We start from the raw sequence: 22937 nt of genomic DNA, 5'->3' as shown, positions 1-22937 counted from the left end.
GAGTAGTTTAAAGTAATTTTATAATCCATTTAATCCTTACTGAATGATATAATGATGTACTCTAAATTTTTGACTCCCGCTATTTTTTCTGCCGAAGAGTCTCATATTCAATCGCATATTCATAGCTTTTTAGTTAGCTATACCAAATGCATTTACCTGGCCTTTGGGCTGAGCGGCGTAGGGTTATATTTAAAATCGTATCAGCAACTCACCGACAAGCTCTTTGTGTTTACATTGGGTACGTTGGCCTTTTTGTTTTTAGGGCAAATGTTACTTTCTTTTTCTTTTATGCTTAAAAATTTGTGGGTGGCTTTGCTGGGCGCTTTTAGTAGTCTGTCGCTAGCAACTGGGTTTACCTCGGTTTTATTTCTTTTTCAGGGTTGGTGGGGATCAAGTATTCTGGTAACCTTAACAGCTCCCCTGGCGGTTATTACCTTTTTAGTTTTGATCGGGTATATTCTGCAGCAAGGGTTTCAGCGCCGCCGCAAACAACGTTTATTTCTGCTTTGTAACCTGCTTATTCCATTCGGGATTTTGCTGTTATTAGGTACCCTGGCATATTTAAAAGGAGATGCATAACCTGTTTAGCACTCCTGCCGTTTGTGTATACACTGCTGCTGCTCTTAAATAACCTGATTCAAATATGGTTTATAGCCATGGCGGAAATGCAAAAATGATCAGAAAAATAATTTTACTTAGCGCCTGGATACTTGGGTTCTCGTGTGGCGCTTTCTCGGCTATGGCCCAAACTGAGAATGCTGCCGTTAGATTAAGCCAGATGGACAAAGGAACGCACCGGATTTTGTTAGTATTTGCCCCCGATAGTCAGAACGAGTTGCTGCAGGAACAAAACAAGATGTTGCGCCAGGCGCACTCCGGATTAACCGAGCGCGATATGTTGGTCGTACAGGTTATTGAAAATAATGTAGAATTAAATCCGCCGTTGAAAGAAACTATACCCACCGCTGATGCCCTGCGCCAGGAGTATAAAGTTAAAGCCAGCCAATTTACGGTAATTTTAGTCGGTAAAGATGGGGGCGAAAAATACCGGGCGGACCATCCCCAAGCACCTGCGGTACTGTTTCAAATAGTAGATTCCATGCCCATGCGGCAGAATGAAGCGCAGCAAAAACGCCCAAAATAAATTAATTTCCAAAACAACTTTGATTGGTCAGGTGCAGGTGGTCGGTATCAAAACCTTTCTGTTGAGTTAGTTTTACTAAGTTTTGGTACAGGGTAGGGGCCATAAACGGCGAGCGACTCAAGATCCATAAATTTTGCCGGTCGGGGGTGCCCACTACCGCATACGAGTAATCTTCATCCAGAGCAATAATCCAGTAATCGCCTGTAAACGGCCATTGAAACTGCACTTTTAATTTGGTGTTATTACTGCCCGCTACCGGAAAAGCTTTGCCCACGGCCACTGTTTTTTTGCCTTGCGGACTTTTGCGGTTACAGCTGTTTACTACTTTTACGTAGCCGGCTGGTTCCAGTGTGTATTCGGCGGTCGTGCAATGGCAGCCCCGTTCAAAAATTAACGGAAAGGCAGCAATTTCGTACCACTTGCCCGCATATCGGCTTAAATCAACAAAAGGTACGGTTTCTAAAGGCTGATGATTGCGGGAAAAATAACGAATGGCCAGGGTACCTAACACTACCGTACCGGCAACAATGGCTATTTCGCGGGTGTTTTTTTGCATGGTATAAAATTTCTTAGATAATATCTTTAGCCATTTTGTAATGCTGGATTTCGCCAAACAGCACATGGCTTTTTTCTATTTCCTTGTACCCATTCCGGCGGTAAAAGTTTAGCGCATTTTCGCGGGCTTGCAGTGTTAGTTGTTTTACTTGCCATTGCCGGGCAATATCCTCTAAATGCTTTAAAATTAAATTACCTAATCCTTTTCCTTGCTGATCGGGCCGGATAGCCATAAAACGAATTTGGGCCTCTTCGGGAGCGTGTTGATGTAAGCGACCCACTCCCAGCGCTTTTCCGCTTTCATCTACCAGCAGGGCGTGCGTTGCGGTAGCATCGTCCGGAGACCGTTCACTGCCGGCGGGCTGCTGCCAGGGTTGGCGTAAAACTTCGTAGCGTAACCTGTAATATTGTGCCCAGTCATCGGGTTGAGTTGGTGCAATTATTTTCATGAATAATGCTGATTTATGGGGTAGATTCTTTTTCTTTGCTTACCTGTTTACGCGTTTATAAAAGTTAAGCCCCGGAGGTTATCCCCAAAGTACTAACTTTGCCGCCCTGTATACGTCTAAGGACTGTGATCAAGTAAAATTTTTATTCAATGGCTTCATTTGATATTGTAAGTAAAGTAGACCCGCAGAGCCTGGAAAATGCCCTGAATACGGTAAAAAAAGAAATTCAAAACCGTTATGATTTTCGGGACACCAAAGGCAGCGTGGAACTGGACAAGAAAACCAATTTGATTCATATTACTACCGAAAACTCCATGCGCGTGCAGCACATCATGGATATTATTATGAGTAAAATGGTGAAACAAAACCTCGATGCCACTGCCCTGGACTTTTCGGCGGAAGAATATGCTTCCGGGCCCATGATTAAAAAGATGTAAAAGTACGAGCGGGCGTAGATAAAGAAACCGCCAAGAAAATTGTAAAAATTATCAATGATAGTAAGTTAAAGGTGCAAGCCGCTATCATGGACGACCAAATCCGGATAACCGGTAAAAAGATCGACGATTTGCAAGATGTTATCAGCTTAATGCGTCAATCCGATTTGGGTTTGCCCTTGCAGTTTGTAAACATGAAATCGTAATTAGTCTATACTCGATAATCCATAGACTACAGACAATATTAAACTGCTTCATTCATTAAATTTTTTTAAAATTAGCATCTATAAATCCTAACCTATCGACCATCGATTATCGACTATTGCCTAATTACTAACCATTAACGATGGACCATGGTCTGCGGACTAGGGACTGAATAACATGAACGATTTTTTTACACTTTTTGCCCGACCGGATACCTGGATCAGTTTACTGACCTTAACTTTTATGGAGGTGGTACTGGGTATCGATAATATTGTTTTTATCTCTATTGTGGCCGGAAAGCTGCCACCCGAAAGCCAGGGACGGGCGCGTACTATCGGGTTAATGCTGGCTTTGATTTTCCGGATTATGCTTTTATTAACCATATCCTGGATTGTGGGTTTAAAAGAACCGCTTTTTACTATTAATCTGCCTTTCGGTTTTGAGGATTTTGGCGTTACCGGTCGCGATATTATTTTATTTGCCGGTGGTTTGTTTTTACTGGCTAAGAGTACTACCGAAATACACAGTAAATTAGAAGGAGAGGAAGAACATGGCCCCCAGAAAACTTATCATAATTTACAAAAAGTAATTATTCAGATTGTGTTGGTGGATATTGTTTTCTCCTTCGATTCCATTTTAACCGCCGTAGGCTTAGTTGATCACGTGAGCATTATGATTATTGCGGTAATTATTTCGATGGGTATTATGCTGGCCTTTTCTAAAATTATTGGTGATTTCGTGAACGGCCACCCAACGGTTAAAATGCTGGCGCTTGCTTTTCTGATCATGATTGGCGTCATGTTAATTGTGGAAGCTTTCCACGGGCATATTCCCAAAGGTTATATCTATTTCGCCATGGCTTTTTCGCTGGGAGTAGAGATGCTGAATTTACGCCTCCGGAAAACGGACTCACCACCCGTTAAACTTCGTGATTCGGAATACGATTAACTTAAGTAGTTGTTCGTTATTCGAGTTACAAACATCTAATACCAAGTAGTAAATAAACTTTACCATAGTGGTTTGCTAGCTCGTGCGGAAGAGCCAAACGGGGCCCCGCCGGCCATGAGGCAAACTCAGCCCGTTCCAACTAGATAGCACCAGCGAATGGAAAGAGGCACTCTTTCCAAAGATCAGCTCAAGTAAACTTATTTTACGCTATGGAAGATTCTATTTACTAGATGGTATAAGAGCTATCCAATTCTTTAAATTAGTTTCGTGGGCATAATAAAAATTTAAAAAAAGTGGCTATTTCTACGAAGTAGCCACTTTTTTTAAATTTTTATGGACCTATTGGCTTGTAAAGTATCCGGTAGCTAGCCGGTTTTATGTAGCTAGTTTACTTAGGAAATCCCAGACAACTACCCCCACCGCCACCGAAATATTAAGCGAATGTTTGGTGCCGAACTGCGGAATTTCAATAACAGTGTCGGCTAGCTGCATTACTTCATCTTCTACCCCAAATACCTCGTTGCCAAAAACCAAGGCGTATTTTTGCCCGGCGGTCGGATTAAAATCAGTTAACGAAACACTGCGGTCAGCTTGCTCAATGGCTATTATCTGGTTATTTTCGACTTTTAACTGTTCTACTAATTCGGCAGTGCTGGTAAAGTGCTCCCAGTTCACTGAATCGGTAGCCCCTAAAGCGGTTTTATTAATTTCTTTGTGGGGCGGCGTGCCGGTTATGCCGCACAGGTAAATTTTACTCACCGCAAAAGCATCGGCCGTCCGGAAAGTGGAGCCTACGTTGTGCAACGAACGCACATTATCGAGTACCAGCACCACCGGTAATTTTTCCTGTTCTTTAAATTCCTCCACCGATACCCGGTTGAGTTCCTCCATTTTTAACTTGCGCATGAAATTCGTAAACTATTTGCGGGAAGGCGAGCGCCAATTTCTTAAATTTGTTTAGCTGTTCCGGCATTATGGTTAATCACCCAGCTATCTTATTTAGGTGAAACCCTTTTCCGGAAGTGCCAAAAGCCCTACTAACCTGCTTTAAAATTTAAAATTAATGAAAATAATAAAGTAAGTTACCGGTAGTTCGTAAAGAAGCATTTAAAAAATAGTCAGTAGGTTTAAATAAGCAGGTAACCTGACTGGCTGCCAGAAATAAACTTAGTAAGTTACCCGTTTTAGCCCCAGTATTTTGAGCACCACCGCCGATATTACCATTACCCCCTTAATGAAGCAGTATTACGCCATCAAGACAAAACATCCTGGGGCCTTACTGCTTTTTCGGGTAGGTGATTTTTACGAAACTTTTGGAGACGATGCCGTGAAGGCCAGTAAAATCCTGGATATTGTGCTCACCAAACGAGGAGCCGGCACTACTTCCGAAACCGCTTTAGCCGGTTTCCCGCACCATTCCTTGGATACGTATTTACCCAAATTAGTGCGGGCCGGCGAACGCGTTGCTATCTGCGACCAGTTGGAAGATCCTAAATCCGTAAAAGGCATTGTAAAACGCGGCGTAACCGAGTTAGTTACGCCTGGTGTGTCTTTTAACGACCAGGTTCTCGAGAAAAAAAGCAATAATTACCTGGCGGCCGTGCACCTGAGTAAAAACGAAACCGGCATTGCTTTTCTGGATATTTCGACCGGCGAATTTATAACGGCCCAAGGCGATCGGCCATACATTGGCAAATTGTTGCAAAGCTTTGCGCCCGCCGAAGTTTTGTTTTGTAAACGGCTGAAAGAAGAATTTTATCTTTCGTTCGGTCCCGATTTTTGCCAGTACGCGCTGGACGAATGGGTGTTTGGTTACGATTATGCTTACGAAAGCTTGCTGCGCCATTTTGGTACTACTTCGTTAAAAGGCTTCGGCATTGATACTTTGCACGAAGGCATTATTGCGGCGGGCTGCATCTTGCATTATTTATCTGAAACCCAACACCACGATATAGGGCACATCCGCACCATTTCGCGGCTCGAAGAAGATAAATACGTGTGGCTCGATAAGTTTACCATTCGCAACCTCGAGTTGATTTTTCCGCAACATACCGAAGGCGTGCCCCTCATTCAAATTCTGGATAAAACAGTTACGCCCATGGGGGCCCGGCTCCTAAAAAAATGGGTAGTGTTGCCCCTCAAAGAAGTATCGCAGATTCAACGGCGCCTGGATACCGTGGAAGCATTGATTAGCAATGGCAATTTACTGCAAGACATCACGCATTATCTAAAACAAATTAATGACCTGGAACGGCTTATTTCGAAGGTAGCCGTGAAGCGCATTAATCCCCGCGAAATGCTGCAGCTGAGCAAAGCCCTGGAAGCTACCGTGCCCATTAAAGAATTACTGAGCCATAGCCAGATTCCTGCCTTAAAAAAGCTAGCCGATCAATTAAGTTTTTGCGACATTATCCGGGAAGAAATTAAACAGAAAATAAAACCGGATGCTCCCATGCTCACCAACCTGGGCAATATTATAAATCCGGGCATTCACGCGGAATTGGATGATCTGCGGGCCATTGCTTTTTCGGGAAAAGATTATCTGCTGCAACTGCAACAGCGCGAAATTAAAAATACCGGCATCTCGTCGTTAAAAATCGCCTATAATAAAGTTTTCGGTTATTATCTGGAAGTAACGCACGCCCACAAAGATAAAGTACCGAAAGAGTGGATCCGGAAACAGACTTTGGTAAACGCCGAGCGATACATTACCGAAGAACTAAAAACCTACGAAGAAAAAATTCTGCACGCCGAAGAACGTATTTTTACCATTGAGCAGCAATTATTTAACGAACTGGTATTAAGCACTACCGAATACGTCGGCCAAATTCAGCAAAATGCCCGGGTGCTGGGGGTTATTGATTGTCTGGCTTCTTTTGCCTGCGCGGCGGTAAGTTACCACTATATAAAACCCGAAGTAAACAACACGCACGAATTAAATATTACAAAAGGCCGTCACCCGGTAATCGAACGGCAGCTGCCACCCGGCGAAAGTTACATACCCAATGATATTTTCCTGGATACCGACGAGCAGCAAATCGTGATTATTACGGGACCCAACATGGCGGGTAAAAGTGCCTTGCTGCGCCAAACGGCTTTAATGGTGCTTATGGCGCAAATTGGATCGTTTGTGCCCGCCGAAGCGGCACAAATTGGTATTGTCGACAAAATTTTTACCCGCGTGGGTGCATCGGATAATTTAAGCCGTGGCGAAAGTACCTTTATGGTGGAAATGACCGAAACGGCCAGTATTTTAAATAATTTATCGGAGCGCAGCTTGGTACTGATGGACGAAATTGGCCGCGGCACCAGCACTTACGACGGCATTTCTATTGCCTGGGCCATTGTGGAACACCTGCATAACCACCCGAAAGCCCGAGCCAAAACTTTATTTGCTACCCATTACCACGAGTTAAACCAACTGGCCGAAGAGTTGCCGCGCGTGCGTAACTTTAACGTGAGCGTAAAAGAAACTGGCGGTAAAATTTTGTTTATGCGCCAGTTAAAGCCGGGTGGCAGCGAGCATAGTTTCGGGATTCACGTGGCGCAAATGGCCGGCATGCCCAACAGCGTGGTGGTGCGGGCCAACGCCATCATGCACCATTTGGAAGAAGACAAAATCCGGCAGCATCCGGATAAAAATAATATGAAAAGTGTACCTAAGCCGCAATATCAATTAAATATGTTCGAGCTGAATGATCCGGCCATGGTGCGTTTACGCGAAATTTTTCAAAAATTAGACATTAATACCATTACTCCTGTGGAGGCTTTGCTAAAGTTAAACGAACTAAAACTGTTAGTGGATCAGCAGCAAGTACCGGGGAAGAAGTAACTATTACTAAATTTTAAAAAAACTAGACTGATTATCAGGAAGAAATGGATAATGTTAATTTTTTTTTAGGCTGGTACTTGACAAATGAAAATAACTGCGTAAATTTGCCTCACTAAATCGGTAAAACGAGATAGTAAACGCGAAAGTAGCTCAGTTGGTAGAGCGCGACCTTGCCAAGGTCGAGGTCGCGGGTTCGAACCCCGTCTTTCGCTCCAGTGAAGAACTCCTTCAAGAGACGTTGCGCCCGCAACGTCTTTTCTTTATAGAATTGGATCAGCGCAAGCTGTCCAGGCCGGGGTGGTGAAACTGGTAGACACGCAAGACTTAAAATCTTGTTTTCATTAGAAAGTGCGGGTTCAAGTCCCGCCCCTGGTACTTAAAACCCTTGTAAGTCTATGATTTACAAGGGTTTTTGTTTTTAACGGTGTCTAGGTTTAAAGTTAATTGAACAATGATTCTTGAAGTCTATAATCGTCATATGTGCATATCTATTTTTTCTGATATATCTGATTTAAAGTATTAATTTTATTACTAAAGGGACGTAATTAAAATGGACAAAAAGTTAGAAGTAGTAAATAGCATCAGCTTTCTTAAAAAAAGGTCACTACAATCCTTAAAAGTTTACAATGAAGCTATTTCTGCATATAACTTAGGTTTGAGTGAGGCTATAAAACTTCATAAACGATTCCCTATATTCCTTGATACTAATGTTTTATTAAGAATTTATAGTATTTCCTTTACAGAGAGAGAAAAATATAAAAAGTTTTTTCAGGACCATACCGAGAGTATTTATATCACTGATCAAATACAAAGGGAATTTATTAAAAATAGAGAAGATGTAATTAATAAATTTTTTGAAGATGTAACTAAAAAGATACCTCAAACCTTTAAAAGGGATATTTTAAACAATATTGAAAGTTTTCTTACTTCAAATAAAGTTATTTTAAAAGATTATAAAATGATTGAAGAAGGGCTAAAGAATGTAAAAAAAGAATGTGCAGGGCTTTTAGATTCTTTAAATAGTGAGGTTGAAAAGAATAAGACTAAGAGTAAAAATATAATTTTAGAAGATGAAGTTTTAAACGCATTGGGGAAAACAAATACATTAAATCAGTTGTCAGAAAATGAAATTGAGCAAATAAAAAAAGATTTTGATCTCTTGGTTTCACAAATCAACAAAGAGGATGGGGAAAAAGATTTAGGTAAAACAGGTAAAGCATTTCCTGGATTGGGAGATTTGAAAAAGAAGCCAGATGATCCTTATGGAGATTACATAATTTTTCATGAAATTTTAAATCATATGTCCAAAAAAAAGACTGATGCTGTATTTTTAACTTTTGATACAGCAAAAGGGGATTGGATGCAAACAACTAAAGCCCCCCACCTTCACTATATTGAAAATGTTTTCTTAAATACAGGAAAAACTTTATATATTTTAGATGCTGAACGAGTTTTAGAAACGTTGTTAGAAGGGTCATTCGAATCTTTAATCTCAGGTTCGGAAGAGTATGTAGATGATCTAGATTTATATATAAACCGCGATTCTTTAAGACAATTCTTAAATTCCCATTCTTTTACTAAGGATAGAAAAGAGACTATTGATATTAATACTTTAACTAAGGAATTAATTCTCAATGGGGTTAGTTATATATATGATTTAGAGCAAGCATTTAAAAAAGCTGAATTATATTTTAACGAATATGATTTATCATCTTTTAGTCAATCGTCATTTGTTAGGTTTGCTCTTTATATTTTAAATAAAAATTATATATGGATAAATCCAAGTGGGTTGCATAGTAGGTTAGATTTTTCTAAACATAAAAGGAACGTTAATTTACCTAAAGACAGTTTAGATGATTTTAATAGTTTTTTAGATAGCATAGTGAACTAATTATTGTTTGCATAAAGACCATTTTCGCGAACTATATGCATTACGGGGTTTAGAGCTCTTTACTAAATTAAAGCATAACGTAGAACAGAAATTTGCTTGGAACTATTAACAATTAACCAGAATTTTTAAATTTTTACCAAGGAGCTACCGATAACCCTAGCTTTTAGTTTTTATTTTGAAATTACTTACCTGAAAGTGGCGAAAAAGCTTTATTGAGAAATTAAAGTAAACTCGTTTAAGCGTACGATTCTGTTAAAACCTGTACAATCTTAGTGGCCTGGCGCTCCCAACCCAGCGGCTGATCTATGGGAATAAAGTTCAGCCTTGCCTAGTCCTTCTGACTTTGCAACAAGTTATTACGGGTTGCGTTCGCTGAGTTTATTTCGGGTGGTAAGGCAGCATCTTCTAAACATACCAGTTTATCCCGGGAAAGAGAATAAGCTTCCTCCACGGAACGAGCAATAACCGGATTGCCGGTGAAAATGTGGTTAGACCGTTCAATAACCATTTTTTCGAGCTCGTAGCGCCAGCCTTAGTTATTTAATTACCAATGATCTTGGCTTAAAGTATTTAATTGAATCGCTAAGGGTTTACCGGTTATTAAATGGAGTTCGTGCCCCGCTAAATAAGTTAACCAATTAGAAGCAAAAATTATATCGTAGGAGCGATTAGCCGCAAACCGGGTGGCAAAGCGAGCATAATGAATAATTTTTGAATTAAGATCAATATGGTCCCAATCTACCTGATTAATAAAGTCGATTGCCTCCTGGAAATCAGCTTCGGTAGTGGTAATCGTTAAAGAATTTTCTTCGACAGCAGCCGCACTTTTGCTTCTTTCTTCGAAATAAGACCGTTGATTTTCCGGGGTATTCGGTGATCCGTAAAGCGGGATTTCGCAGCGGATAGAATTGGCCTCGGCGAAGGGTTGTACTTTTGGTAAACTCTTTTTAAAAGCTATAGCTTTAAAATCTACGTTGTTTAAACCCGTTACATTTATATTATCAAACGCTAACGCCGGATCTGCTTTCGGTCGTATTAAAGATACATTTAGCTGGTTAGCCATAGCTTTTACGGCTTCGTAGCAGTTTGTTTCTAGTGGTTTATCGCTGTTTGGCAGAAAATCCCACCCTAAAAAAAGTATTCGTAAGTGACGCATTATAAACCCATAGAGCTGATTAAGTAAGTAGGGAGGATTCGTAGGCAAGAGGTTATTCTTGGTACCGCAACTCATAGTCAAAATTTGATTGTAGCTCTTATATCATAAACTGCTTCCGGTATACTTCTCAATAGCAAATACTTTTTACAAGGTAGCCAGTTATTTCGCGGCTGATTAATTTTCGAAAATACAATAGATGCATTTACGGGGTTCCGCCGGCGGTTGCAATACCGTATTTTTAAAAATTTAGGTGTTTGGCTCATTATACTATACGGTATATACTTACCTGATTAGGTAACACCAGGCAATTTAAAAAGATATGGGTTTCCGGTTTGGGCGGGAGTAAAGCGTAAATTTTCTCGGGATAGAAGTAAGATTGACCAAAACGCGTACTGGCCAAAATAAAAAATGCGGGGAATAAACAAGTTATTCTCCGCATCGGGTAGCCACCAATAAGGTTTTGCTGGTACGCTAAAAATGGTTTTGTTACTAAATTAACTTGTAACCTAATCCGGTAAAGCAAAGGCTACGTAGCTATCGCCTTTGCGAACCCCTAATTTGGTACCACCACAGGCCAGCACTAAATATTGTTTGCCATTTACTTCGTAGGTGCTGGGGGTAGCAAAAGCCGCGGCCGGCAGGGTAGTTTCCCAGAGTAATTTGCCATTGTTTTTATCGTAAGCGCGTAACTTTTGATCTTTGGTACCGGCGATAAACAGCAGGCCGCTGGCAGTTACTACTGGACCTCCGTAGCTTTCGGCCCCGGTTTGCGGGATTCCTTTGGCGGCTAGTTCGGGCGTTTCGCCGTAAGTTATTTTCCAGCGGTATTCGCCGGTATTCAGGTCTATGGCATTTAAGGTGCCCCAAGGCGGACTAATAGCCGGGTAACCTTTCTTATCCAGAAATTTGGTATAACCCGAAATGCGGTACGGTACATCGGGCATGCCTTTTTTGTTTTCTAAACCAGGTTCTTTTAACTTAGTAATGCCCGGTTCCAGCTTTTCGGTGCCGAACAGAAATGCTACTAACGCCTTTTTTTCTTCGGCGGAGAACTTGGTAAATGCGGGCATCATGCCTTTGCCTTTAGATACTACGTTGGTTACATAATCGGTGGTGCGGTGTTTCTGAATGTCGATTAAAGCCGGATAGCCACTCGCCGGATTTCCTTTTCGTTCGGCTCCGTGGCAAGGGGTGCAATTGCTGGCGTACAGGCGCTCCCCAGAACTCAGGCTAGCCAAATTGGCATCCGGAGCCGTTGATTTTAAAGCCAAAAGCCAAGCCATTTCGTTGCTGTTTACATACATTATCCCATCCGGATCAACGGCAGCACCGCCCCACTCGGCTCCCCCATCTAAACCCGGAAAAATAATGGTGCCTCTCTTACTCAACGGGGTAAATGGGCCAGACTCGCTGCGGGAAGCTTGAAGGGTTGTTTTTAATTCCTCCAGATTATCAGCATGCGGATTTAGCTCCGCTACGGTGAGCGATTGGCGGGCGTAGGGAGCCGGTTTGGTCGGAAAGGGTTGCGTGGGCCAGGTTTGTTCTTCGGCTACATCGGTGGCAGGTACAGGTCGTTCTTCTATCGGGAACAAGGGCGCGCCGGTTACCCGGTCGAACACAAAAACATAACCTTGTTTGGTTACCTGGGCTACGGCATCTACTTTTTTGCCTTTGTGGGTAACGGTAATTAAATTGGGCGGTGCCGGTGCATCGCGGTCCAGCACGTCGTGGTGTACCAGTTGGTAATGCCAGAGCCGTTTGCCGGTTTTCGCGTCGAGGGCCAGTAAGCAGTTGGCAAATAAATTTTGGCCTTTGCGGTTGCCGCCGTAAAAATCGAATGCAGCCGACCCGGTAGGAACGTACAATATGCCGCGTTGGCGGTCCACGGACATGCCCGACCAGTTATTGCCGCCGCCTACATCGGTGTTTTTGTAAGTGTCGGGAGGCCAGGTATCGTAGCCAAACTCACCCGGTTGCGGTATGGTCCGGAAAACCCAAGTTAATTTACCCGTCCGAATATCAAACGCTTGAATATGGCCCAAAGCGGCATCGGCTCCTTCGGAAAGCCGCATGGGCATGATAATTAAATCGTTAAATACCGTACCCGGCGTGTTGGAGATTACAAATTTATCTTTCGCGGTTTCGCCTAATCCCGCTTTTAAACTGGTGCGGCCGTTTTCACCAAAACTAGGAATAGCTTGCCCCGTGCGGGCATCTAAGGCGTATAACCAAGGGCCATTGGTATATAAAATGCGTTTATCTTCGCCGCTTTCCCAGTAAGTAAGGCCGCGACTGGTACTTAATCCGTTTGACTCAGCAGTAGGTTTTAGTTTCCACCGCTCTTGGCCCGTGGCCGCATCCACGGCAAAAGGTTGGGAAGTGGCCGTCATGCCGTAAAGCGTACCGTCCACAATAATCGGATTAACTTGCATCTGGCCCGAATCCCGGGTGTGGTATTCCCAGGCTATTTTTAAGTTAGCTACGTTTGCTGCGTTAATTTGCTTTAAAGTAGAATAATGATTGCGATCAGGGCCGCCCAGGTACTCGCGCCAATTCTGCCCCGAAGCTGTATCGGCCGCATTATCCGGTAACAGCCGGCTGGTGAGGCAGCCTGTAATACCCAGCACCAGGGCCGGTAGTAAAAGTTTTTTCATCTGATTTTTAAAAAATAGATAGTGTAATGGCATCCGTTTCATGGCTTTTACCTAAACCAGTAACTGCAAAACCAGCAACTTTAAAGATAAAGGATTAAAGAGAAGGGGCAAAATTTTTAAAGTGGCAGTAGCATTAAAATCAAGGAAGCCCCGGATGCTGTTAAGAGGAGTACAAAATAAAGATTTTTATACTTCGGGATTGGACCCAGTAAACGGCTGGTAATTATTTAAAAATGCCTTATAGAGTAGTGCTACTTTGCCCGAATTTTTAAAATGATTCGGGCAAGTATTTAACCAGTTCCCATAAAAAATTTAAAAAAATCTCCCGAAAAATACTCAAAAATAAGTATTGCGGTTGCTGGTAATAGTTGCTACCTTTTGCTTTTCAAGGAGTTACTGATAAAACATCGGCGTGGTTTAAAATAAAGCAGAGTCGGTATATTTATTTTGCCCAAATGCAGGCTTACTTATATTACTTAAAGCCTACGTTTACCGGAAGTGTTACTTGGCTGCAATTGGTTGTTCAGAGTATTGTTCCCAGCAATGCGCACTTCCTTCGTGCCCGGCAGTTAGAAATATAACATTAGGAAGATACTACTGGTCGGCTGATTCTTTTGCCTGCTCGTTGTAAACGCATAAGGCTTTTTAATTTAACCCAGCGGCGCTGCTTGGAGCAGCGGCAAATGCCTCTACTAGTTTACCCGAAACATTATAAACCTCTAAATGATCAACCATGATGCAACACCTACCTTCTTCCAACGGAAACAATATTTTTTCGGCAACAAACCAAAAATTTAAAAAAAGTGCCTTACTAAGCAAGTACCAACAGCAGTACCGGCTATTTCTGCTGGTATTTAGTCTTAATTGGTGTATTGGCTTAGCAGTGCAGGCCCAGGATGTGTTAGTTGGTTTAACTTCTATAGGTGGGTCACAGAACGAGGGTACCGCATTTACCATTAAAAGCGATGGTTCAGGTTTTACGGTGCGTCATAGATTTGCCATATCGGGTCAAATTCCTTACGGCGATTTAATCAAAAACAACGATGGTTACTTCTACGGCATGACTTCGCGCGGTGGGGCTTATGGCTACGGTACTATTTTTAAAATGACAGCAAACGGCACGGTTACTATTCTGCATAGCTTTAACAATACTGTTAGCGGAGCTAACCCACAGGGTAGCTTAAAAAAAGCCAGCGATGGTAACTTGTACGGCATGACCTACAAAGGGGGGGCTTATAATTACGGTACTATTTTTAAAATTACTCCGGGGGGCACGCTTACCGTGCTGCGCAGCCTCGATTATACCAATGATGGTGGGTACCCGTACGAAAACTTAATTCAAGCCAGCGACGGTAATTTCTACGGATTGACATTAGGAGGAGGAAGTACGGGCAATGGTACTATTTTTAAAATTACGCTGGGGGGCGATTATACCGTACTGCGCAGTTTCGTTTCTGCTACTGACGGCGCTAATCCATACGGCAGTCTGGTGCAAGGGGCGGACGGCAACCTGTACGGCACGACTTCCGTGGGCGGTACGAATAATCAAGGCACTATCTTCCGGATATCATTAAGTGGTACCTTTACGGTGCGGCGCCATTTAAATTATACTACGGATGGGGCCTTCCCAACGGGGAACAACTTAATAGTGGGCGCTGATGGTAATTTTTACGGGATGATGTACCAAGGGGGTACTTTTGGTTACGGTACCTTGTTTAAAATGACTCCCGGCGGCACTTATACGGTTCTCAAAAACCTGAATTATACCGCGGATGGAGGTTACCCGAAGGGCAGTTTGGTGCAGAATACGGATGGCAATTTTTACGGTATCATGCAATCGGGTGGCAGTGTAGGTTACGGTACTTTATTTAAAATGACTCCGGGTGGTACCTATACGGTTCTCAAAAATTTGGCTTACACCGACGGGGGCAATGCCCAGGGTAGCCTGGTTCGTAACAGCACCGATGGTAATTTTTACGGCATGACTTCTTTCGGCGGCGCTACCGATGGCGGCACTATTTTCCGGCTTACGCCCGGCGGCACCTTTACCCGGCTCGTTCAATTTCCGGAAGCAAGTAAAGGCATCCGCCCAATTGGTAATTTAATTCAAGCCCGCGATGGTAATTTTTACGGTACTACCTTAACAGGGGGATTAATGAAGGCGGTACCATCTTTAAGTTTTGCAGTGGTACTTTTGCCGGGATAAAAGCCTTTAATAATCCTACTACTGGGAATAGTCTAACTGGTTATAGTCCGCAAAGCGGCTTAGTGCAGGGTTCCGATGGTAATTTTTACGGCACCGCCACTTCCGGAGGAACTTACGGCTTCGGCACCATCTATAAAATAACGCCGGGAGGCACTTATACGGTACTTTGGAACCTGGATGGTACCAACGACGGGCGCTATTCTTACGGCAGTTTGGTGCAAGGCTCCGATGGGTATCTCTACGGCATGACCCAAGGAGGTGGTACCTACAATCACGGGACTATTTTTAAAATAAATACATCAGGTACTGTTTTTACCGTACTAAAACAACTAGATTATAGCACTACCGGCGGTTCTCCGTACGGCAGCCTGGTGCGGGGCAAAGACAATAATTTTTACGGCATGACTTATTACGGGGGGAGTATTGGCTATGGCACAGTGTTTAAAATTACGTCTAATGGCGATTTGACTGTTATCAAAAACTTTGATTTTGCGAATGGCGGTTATCCCTTTCGCAATAGCTTGGTACAAGGCGCCGACGGCTTTTTTTATGGCATGACCAATACGGGCGGTGCTTCTAGTACCGGAGTAGTTTTTAAAATCTCGCCGAATGGCGACACTTTCCTGGTTTTGCGCGACTTCGATAGTACTACCGATGGGGGATACCCGCAAGGAGATTTGGTACAAGGCACTGACGGGCGTTTTTACGGCCTTAACAACAGCGGAGGTATCAATGGTTTCGGCACCATTTTTAGAATTAGTACCAGCGGTACGTTTCAGGTACTCCGCCACCTTAATATTGCTACTGACGGGGGAAGTCCTATTGGGAGTTTAGTATTACAGAAAGCCAATCCAACAGCAAACGCGCAAAGTGTAACTACCGCCGTGAACACCGCTAAAGCAATCACCCTTACTGGCTCCGGCGGATCTCCTGTAACGTACAGCATTGTAGCCTCTCCGGCCCACGGCACCTTAAGCGGCTCGGGCGCTAACCGCACTTATACCCCGGAACCTGGCTATACGGGTACCGATTCGTTTACTTTTACGGTTACCTGGGGTTGCCAAACATCATCTGCTAAAACGGTAACTATTACCGTGGGGGCACCAACGGCCATTCGCCTGAATACGGGCGGCCCGGCAGTGGGTAGCTTTAGCGCTGATAACCATTTTAGTGGAGCAACCAGTATATCTACCACCGATTTAGCTATTGCCAACACCACCAACGATGCCCTGTACCAGGATAACCGCCGGGCAACTACTACGGGTGGGAGCTTTAATTATAACATACCGGTGCCAAACGGAGTGTACACCGTAAAGCTGCATTTTGCCGAAGTATTTTTTACTACCACGGGTAAGCGCAAGTTTAACGTAACTGCCGAGGGAAATAGCTGGTTAACCAATTACGATATTTATGCCGCAGCGGACGGTGTACGCCGGGCCGTAGTAGTTACCAAAAATATAACAGTTAGTGGCAATACGCTCAACTTAAATTTTGTTTCTACGGTGGATAAAGCGTGTGTATCGGCGATTGAGGTATTACCGGTTGCTGGTGCCGAACGACTGGCCGAGGAGGTGCCAACCGAAGCAGAAAACACCATTATCTTGGGTCTTTATCCTAATCCGGTTCATAATCAGTTTATGGTACAATTAAGTGAGCCCCTGGATAACCCCCAAACTTCGGTGAGAGATGCGGCCGGAGTCGAAGTACTGCACAATCCGCACCAGGTAATTAGCAGCGATCAGTTGCAAGTAAATGTCGAGACCTTAAAGCCGGGCTTGTATTTATTGCAAGTACATTCCAAGCAAGGTTATCAAACGATGAAATTTTTAAAAGAATAAAGCCATTCATCTACAACCAGATTAAAATTTAAAAAAGTTAAACCAGAAATGGTAAGGTCCACTGCACAAGGCTTTACCATTTCTGGTTTAACTTTTTACCGCCACTATACTCGAACTAAGGTATTGTTATTAGCGGTTAGGTTTTGACTGATTAATCTTTTGGAGTAATCTTTTGAAAGAATCATTGATAATCGAGATGGTTTTTCTCAAGAGTCAAAGCAAAGGAACTTTCCTATTGGAAAAAGGAAGTATAAGTTATCGGATAAAATAAGAAAATTACTACCGAAGTTTAGTAGAGGAAAAGTGATTTTCGGGGTTTCTAAAAACTTTAATTAATTTTTAACATTTTATCCGTTTGCCTCGAATCCAGGGAATAAAGTCATGCCGCCATCTACGAAAAGCGTAATACCGTGCACGTAATCCGATTCATCGGAGGCGAGCCAGGCCGCCGCTTCGCCAATGTCTCGCGGTTCGCCAATGCGGTTGTAGGGAATTAGAGTAAGTAACTTTTGGGCAGCCTCGGTAGTTTCCCAGGCCTCGCGGTTAATCGGTGTTTTGATAGCTCCGGGGCCAATGCTGTTAACCCGAATTTTATACGGCGCCAATTCCTGCGCAATGGATTTCATGAGCAACATAATGCCTCCTTTAGAGCTAGCGTAATTCACGTGTCCGGCCCAAGGTATAACTTCGTGCACCGAACTCATGCAAATTATTTTTCCGGCGGCTTTAGATATTTCTGGTTGAAGGCCGCGCCGCAAAAATTCTTTGGCCGCCTCGCGGGCACACAAAAACTGACCCGTTAAATTTACATCGATTACTTTTTGCCATTGCGCCAAAGTCATTTCCACAAACGGCGCATCTTGCTGAATGCCGGCATTGTTTATTAAAATATGCAAAGTGCCGAACTGCTCTATCACTTGCCGGAATAATTCGAGCACTTCTGCCTCTTTACTAACATCGGCTTTTAAAGCAATGGCTTGGCCACCGGCATTTTTAATTTCGGCTACAACTTTTTCGGCGCCTTCGGCACTGCTGGAGTAATTCACTACTATAGTAGCGCCATCAGCGGCCAGGGCTTTGGCTACACCAGCGCCAATGCCGGAACTGGCTCCGGTTACCAAGGCAATTTGATTTTTTAAGCGTTGTTTTTCGGTTTGGGCCATGGTACAGTAGTTAAATTAGAAAATACTCTTGCGGTTTTACATACCACCGACAGGCGGTAATGGTTACTAAAAGTTTGCCTGCTAGCTAGGTTTAACAGAATGGTGCTGCATAAATAAGTTTCATCGAAAAGCGATTTTCAACAAGAACTACGGCAGTAGTGGTAAACGGTTTTTTAAAAATTTTTAAATTTTATCATTCCGCCGGGTAATTATTAATTAATGGATCAAACATTAAGGCTTTAAAGCTGTTGAATTTAAAAATTAAAAAAGTCCGGCAGTTTAGGTCGCGTTAAAATTAATGAGTGATACCCGAATCAATAAGCCAGGTACTCTATCCCGATTTTTAAATTCAAACACCAATTAATGCGCTTACCCGCTTTAACCCAAAGTGCCCAGATGCGGTACTTTACTTTTTTTTATTTATACCTGATGCAAGGCATTCCTTCGGGGTTTGCGCTTACCGCTATAGCCAATTATTTAGCGGGTAAAGGCGTTAGTTCGGCCAGTATTGGTACATTTGTGAGTATTGTGGGCATTCCCTGGATTATTCAGTTTGGGTGGGGGCCGCTCATCGACCGCTACCAATATTCGGTGGTTGGGCACCGAAAACAATGGGTGGTTTTAACGCAATTTGCGGCTTTTCTGGCTTCGTTAACTCTTTTGCTGGTAAATGATCCGGTGACACAACTGTCGTTTTTAGGGTTAGTTTTTTTTACACACAGCTTGTTTGCTTCGGTGCAGGATGCCAGCGTAGATGCCATGGCGATTTCGGTAGTGCCGGTGGCAGAGCGGGGGAGGTTAAATGCTTGTATGCGCGGCGGCTTATTAATGGGCATTTCTTTTGGAGCAGCGGCCTTGGCCTATGTACTGCATCAATATGGATTTAAAACAGCGGTGCTGGTGCAATCTGGCGTGTTGTTTATATTTACCGTAATTACTTTTTTTGTAAAGCTAGATCCAAACGATCCTTTATTGCCCAACCGGAAACTTGCTAAAAAGCTTGTACGATCAGAAGAAAACCCCCAATTAAAAAAAGTTTTCCAGTTTTTATGGCGCAGCATAACCGAGGCGCACAGTTTGCGCACCTTTGGCGTAATTGCCTTATCCTATTTATGTTTCAGTATTTTTATCCGGTCGTTTGCCTTTCACTTAATTCAGGTGTTGCACTGGCCCGACCAAGAAGTATCGGTGTTACAAGGAGGGTGGGGCAGTGCCCTAACGCTCATAGTAGTGCTAAGTGGCGGTATTCTGGCTGACCGGTTAAGCCCGCAACGTTTACAAATAAAAGTAATGGGATTTTTAGCCGTATTTCTAATAGTTTTTAACTTGCTGGCCTTTCTCTGGAATATCCGACCATTTGCGGTATCGGGCTTGTTAATCTGGAATATTGCCGATCCCATGTTTAGTGTAGCTGCTTTTCCCATTTTAATGACGCTGTGCAAGGATTACACCGCCGGTTCTCAGTTTACCACTTATATGGCGCTGATTAATTTTTGCGAAATAATAGGTTCCTATGTAAGCGGTTGGGCTTTACTTGTAGTACCAGCTCCGGTATTGGGAGTTGGCTGCGGAGTAGTACTTTTTATCTGCATGTATGTCGTATACACTTTAAATAAATCTGCTACCCACACTGCCAAATCCCTGGTTCCAGAAATGTAAGTTCTTGTTTAGCTACAAGAAGAACTGACAATTTTTTTAAATTTTCGATTCGTTTACCAACCGGAACCCCGGCGACCACCTCCCAGGATACCTCCCAATAAGCCACCTAAGCCACCGCTGCCCATGCTGCCGTAGCCCCGTCGACCGTTTAAGCCGCCCAGAATAGAAATAATAGAACCCAGACCGCCTCCACCGCCAAAGCCACCCATACCACCACCTAGTCCGCCCATTCCGCCGCCTAGTAAACCACCTAACAGGCCACCGCCCATGCCGCCCATCATGCCGCCGTGCCGACGGCCACCCATCATGCGACTTAAAACGATTGGTGCTAAAATGCCCAGCATGCCCGTAACCATTTGCGGTGAAATGCCAACGTTTTTAAACATATCACCAAAACCGCTTTTATGTAAAAAGGCCGGCGATGTAGGGTCTTCGCCTTGTTGTTTGGCCGTGTTTGCTTTATCTACAAATTGGTCCAGAATACTAAACTGTTTCTGATCGATGCCCAAGTAGTTAGAGATTTCCTGAATGCGTTGCTGTTCTTCCGGCGAATACTGACCATCGGATTTAGCAAAACTAATGATATCCGTTACAAAAGAAAATCGTAAGGTGCTTTGCTTTAAAGTATCCAAGCATCTTTGCAAGCTAATCTGCGACGGATTTTGGGCAATCTGGGTAATTTCCTGCTGAATGTTGGCCGGTAGTTCTGCCGCTTCGGCCATCATTTTTAAAAATTCCAGTTCTTCGGCGGTAGCATTGCCATCAGCAGAAGCAATGGTAGCTAATGCGCCCAGGTAGGCGCCTCTTTCTTCTATCGGATGATCTTTTAACAGGGTAGTTGGCTCTTGTTCCATGCTTTATAAGTTTAGTGTTAGCTTCCTGTTAACGAATGAACCGCCTGGTAAGTTAGGTTTTCTAAAATAGAGTATTAATCTTCCCAAATGGCAACGGTGTGCGGCTGTTGTCCTTTTTTAAAAGCCCGAAACATTAAGTCGGTTTCATAATAAATGCCGATAGTGCCTTGTGAATCCAGCGCAATTAAGTTTTTATCACCTTCTATTTTGTCTTTGTAAACATTAGCCGCTTGCTGGCAGGCTTCCTGAATGGGCATTTTTAAATATTTAACTAAAGCGTACACTTCGTGCCCCACCACGGCCCGCATAATGCCTTCGCCTTCGCCGGTGCAGGAAATAGCACAAACTTCGTTATTGGCGTAAGTGCCAGCGCCAATAATAGGTGTATCGCCAACCCGCCCATTGTGTTGGTTCACTAAACCACCCGTAGAAGTAGCCGCTGCTAAATTGCCGTTCTTATCCAGGGCTACGGCTCCCACGGTATCAAATTCTTTTACTTTTTCTTCTTCTTTGGTTTTTTCTAATTCATCAAGTTGTTTTTTGGTCCGGAAATATTCTATTGGTTTAAATTCTAAGTGATGTTCCAGAGCAAATTCTTCGGCTCCCTCACCGGTTAATAGCACGTGCTTTGATTTATCCAGAATGGTTTTGGCTAAATTAATCGGGTTTTTAACGCGCTGCACGCCCGCTACTGCTCCGGCTTTCAAAGTTTGCCCGCACATAATAGATGCATCAAACTCATTTTTATATTTTTCGGTATACGCTCCCCCTTTTCCCGCATTAAATATATAGTTGTTTTCCATGGTTCTAACAGCGGCTTCTACGGCATCAATGGCGGCTCCGCCGCTATTCAAAATTTCCCAACCCACCAATAATGCTTCTTCCAGGCCTCGGCGGTAAGCGGCTTCCAGATCAGAACCAATATCCCGGCGGGTTTTATTCTCGGCGCCACCGTGAATCACTATCACAAAATCTTTCATATATCACTCTATGTAATCTAGTTTACCCAGCATCTTAAGTACTCTTTAAAAAAACCTCTTGTTGTTGTTTAAATACGGCATTATGTATCCGTATTAATTAGCTTTTAAAATTAAATGCACAAAACCTGACGCAATTACTGCCGTTAACTTCTTAAGAAATAGCAACAAATAAAAGAACACCGGAGAGTTTAGTAGTTATGAGAAGATTCAGATTGTTTTTGCTAATGGTGCCTTTATGGCTATGGAGCTGCGGCGGCGAAAATACCAGTTCGTACGTAAAATCGCCGGGACAGGAAAAATCAACGAAAACGAAAGTTCTGGAAACCGGAGCTGCAGTGATGCAAGATAAAACGCCGTTAAAAAAATTAAACATGTACCTCGATGGTTTTCATTTTTACAACGGGAATATAAAAGGACAAATGGAAGCACACCATTACTGCACTAAAATTAACGAAGATTTAACCCAGTGCGTGATGTACGATGGCAACGGTGAAACCGCTAAAATCATGGGTGTAGAATACATTGTGTCGGAAAAGTTATTCCGTACTTTACCAATGGCCGAGCGGGAATTATGGCATAGTCACGCCTACGAGGTAAAATCGGGAGAACTAATTGCGCCCGGAATCCCTGACGTAGCCGAACATGAGTTAATGGAGCAAATTGTTTCCACTTACGGTAAGGTGATTCATACCTGGCATACCGACCAGGATCTGGAACTACCGATGGGTATTCCGCAAATTATGATGGGCTTTACGAAGGATGGCCAGCTAGATCCGAAATTGCTAGCCGACCGGGATGCACGATTTAAGGTAAAAGCCACCGAAAAGCAACAACAGCGCGCCGATATTCCCATGCCTAAACCAGTACCCGGAGCGAACGCTTGGGAACAAGGTAAAGTAAAGCAATTACAGGTTACTTCCGAGCCGGATGTTTCTGCTCATGCACACTAGAGCATTGGGAGGAACAGGCA

Annotated in this window: 18 protein-coding genes, 2 tRNA genes and 1 pseudogene; 12 read left to right on the top strand and 9 right to left on the bottom strand. The window is 43.3% G+C overall.

From position 1 onward, the window contains the following. The first annotated feature begins 51 nt into the window (after window positions 1-51). A complete protein-coding gene (locus AHMF7616_RS15470) occupies window positions 52-579 on the top strand; it encodes a hypothetical protein (protein ID WP_147275695.1) in 528 nt (175 codons plus the stop codon). Window positions 580-673: 94 nt separating this feature from the next. Then, window positions 674-1144 (top strand): DUF4174 domain-containing protein, encoded by a 471-nt coding sequence (locus tag AHMF7616_RS15465; RefSeq protein WP_158546184.1) that lies wholly within the window; start codon window positions 674-676, stop codon window positions 1142-1144. Window position 1145: 1 nt separating this feature from the next. On the opposite strand, the gene AHMF7616_RS15460 is transcribed toward AHMF7616_RS15465, so the two are convergent. Further along, window positions 1146-1700, bottom strand: coding sequence for a lipocalin family protein (locus AHMF7616_RS15460; protein WP_115373711.1), 555 nt, complete (start codon window positions 1698-1700; stop codon window positions 1146-1148). Window positions 1701-1713: 13 nt separating this feature from the next. Then, window positions 1714-2148 (bottom strand): GNAT family N-acetyltransferase, encoded by a 435-nt coding sequence (locus AHMF7616_RS15455; RefSeq protein WP_115373710.1) that lies wholly within the window; start codon window positions 2146-2148, stop codon window positions 1714-1716. 149 nt (window positions 2149-2297) lie between these two features. On the opposite strand from AHMF7616_RS15455, the pseudogene AHMF7616_RS15450 reads away from it, so the two are divergent. Together AHMF7616_RS15450 and AHMF7616_RS15445 are read left to right on the top strand one after the other, a co-directional pair. Then, window positions 2298-2788: pseudogene (locus AHMF7616_RS15450) on the top strand (YajQ family cyclic di-GMP-binding protein). A 175-nt stretch (window positions 2789-2963) separates the two neighbouring features. Further along, window positions 2964-3734, top strand: a complete 771-nt coding sequence (locus AHMF7616_RS15445) for a TerC family protein (protein WP_115373709.1) — start codon at window positions 2964-2966, stop codon at window positions 3732-3734. Window positions 3735-4109: 375 nt separating this feature from the next. Here AHMF7616_RS15445 and AHMF7616_RS15440 read toward each other — a convergent pair whose 3' ends face one another. Beyond that, entirely contained in the window at window positions 4110-4640 is a 531-nt protein-coding gene (locus tag AHMF7616_RS15440; RefSeq protein WP_115373708.1) for an RNA methyltransferase, read from the bottom strand. Window positions 4641-4968: 328 nt separating this feature from the next. Here AHMF7616_RS15440 and mutS point away from each other — a divergent pair, with 328 nt between their 5' ends. From mutS to AHMF7616_RS15420, 4 genes are all read left to right on the top strand, one after another. Then, on the top strand, window positions 4969-7566 hold the full coding sequence (mutS, locus tag AHMF7616_RS15435; protein ID WP_115375636.1) for a DNA mismatch repair protein MutS: 2598 nt from the start codon (window positions 4969-4971) through the stop codon (window positions 7564-7566). A gap of 139 nt (window positions 7567-7705) precedes the next feature. Beyond that, window positions 7706-7781: transfer RNA gene (locus AHMF7616_RS15430), tRNA-Gly, on the top strand. A 76-nt stretch (window positions 7782-7857) separates the two neighbouring features. Continuing rightward, window positions 7858-7941 (top strand) — tRNA-Leu (locus AHMF7616_RS15425). A 175-nt stretch (window positions 7942-8116) separates the two neighbouring features. Then, on the top strand, window positions 8117-9457 hold the full coding sequence (locus tag AHMF7616_RS15420; RefSeq protein ID WP_115373707.1) for a PIN-like domain-containing protein: 1341 nt from the start codon (window positions 8117-8119) through the stop codon (window positions 9455-9457). 328 nt (window positions 9458-9785) lie between these two features. On the opposite strand, the gene AHMF7616_RS15415 is transcribed toward AHMF7616_RS15420, so the two are convergent. From AHMF7616_RS15415 to AHMF7616_RS15395, 3 genes are all read right to left on the bottom strand, one after another. Next, a complete protein-coding gene (locus tag AHMF7616_RS15415) occupies window positions 9786-9965 on the bottom strand; it encodes a hypothetical protein (protein ID WP_115373706.1) in 180 nt (59 codons plus the stop codon). A gap of 36 nt (window positions 9966-10001) precedes the next feature. Further along, entirely contained in the window at window positions 10002-10613 is a 612-nt protein-coding gene (locus AHMF7616_RS15410; RefSeq protein ID WP_147275694.1) for a hypothetical protein, read from the bottom strand. A gap of 506 nt (window positions 10614-11119) precedes the next feature. Beyond that, complete coding sequence (locus AHMF7616_RS15395) at window positions 11120-13267, bottom strand: outer membrane protein assembly factor BamB family protein (RefSeq protein WP_115373702.1); 2148 nt, start codon at window positions 13265-13267, stop codon at window positions 11120-11122. Between the two features lie 733 nt (window positions 13268-14000). On the opposite strand from AHMF7616_RS15395, the gene AHMF7616_RS15385 reads away from it, so the two are divergent. Then, the gene (locus tag AHMF7616_RS15385) at window positions 14001-15473 is read left to right on the top strand and encodes a choice-of-anchor tandem repeat GloVer-containing protein (protein ID WP_115373700.1); all 1473 of its coding nucleotides are present in this window, start codon (window positions 14001-14003) and stop codon (window positions 15471-15473) included. Beyond that, the gene (locus tag AHMF7616_RS15380; RefSeq protein ID WP_394335785.1) at window positions 15419-17311 is read left to right on the top strand and encodes a choice-of-anchor tandem repeat GloVer-containing protein; all 1893 of its coding nucleotides are present in this window, start codon (window positions 15419-15421) and stop codon (window positions 17309-17311) included. The genes AHMF7616_RS15385 and AHMF7616_RS15380 overlap by 55 nt, the downstream gene beginning before the upstream one ends. Before the next feature lie 347 nt (window positions 17312-17658). On the opposite strand, the gene AHMF7616_RS15375 is transcribed toward AHMF7616_RS15380, so the two are convergent. Beyond that, window positions 17659-18474 (bottom strand): SDR family oxidoreductase, encoded by an 816-nt coding sequence (locus tag AHMF7616_RS15375; RefSeq protein WP_115373698.1) that lies wholly within the window; start codon window positions 18472-18474, stop codon window positions 17659-17661. Window positions 18475-18837: 363 nt separating this feature from the next. Between AHMF7616_RS15375 and AHMF7616_RS15370 the strand changes: the two genes are divergently transcribed. Next, window positions 18838-20133: an MFS transporter gene (locus AHMF7616_RS15370; protein ID WP_115373697.1), complete on the top strand. Its 1296-nt coding sequence runs from the start codon at window positions 18838-18840 to the stop codon at window positions 20131-20133. A 53-nt stretch (window positions 20134-20186) separates the two neighbouring features. Here the strand turns inward: AHMF7616_RS15370 and AHMF7616_RS15365 are convergent, their stop codons facing one another. Together AHMF7616_RS15365 and AHMF7616_RS15360 are read right to left on the bottom strand one after the other, a co-directional pair. Next, entirely contained in the window at window positions 20187-20987 is an 801-nt protein-coding gene (locus AHMF7616_RS15365; protein ID WP_115373696.1) for a tellurite resistance TerB family protein, read from the bottom strand. Window positions 20988-21061: 74 nt separating this feature from the next. Next, on the bottom strand, window positions 21062-21967 hold the full coding sequence (locus AHMF7616_RS15360; RefSeq protein ID WP_115373695.1) for an isoaspartyl peptidase/L-asparaginase family protein: 906 nt from the start codon (window positions 21965-21967) through the stop codon (window positions 21062-21064). 197 nt (window positions 21968-22164) lie between these two features. On the opposite strand from AHMF7616_RS15360, the gene AHMF7616_RS15355 reads away from it, so the two are divergent. Beyond that, entirely contained in the window at window positions 22165-22917 is a 753-nt protein-coding gene (locus tag AHMF7616_RS15355; protein WP_115373694.1) for an OBAP family protein, read from the top strand. The last annotated feature ends 20 nt before the right edge of the window (window positions 22918-22937 follow it).

Source organism: Adhaeribacter pallidiroseus (assembly GCF_003340495.1).
Taxonomy (GTDB): domain Bacteria; phylum Bacteroidota; class Bacteroidia; order Cytophagales; family Hymenobacteraceae; genus Adhaeribacter; species Adhaeribacter pallidiroseus.
Note: the sequence above shows the minus strand (reverse complement) of the source record. Positions and strands in the feature narration are given on the sequence as shown.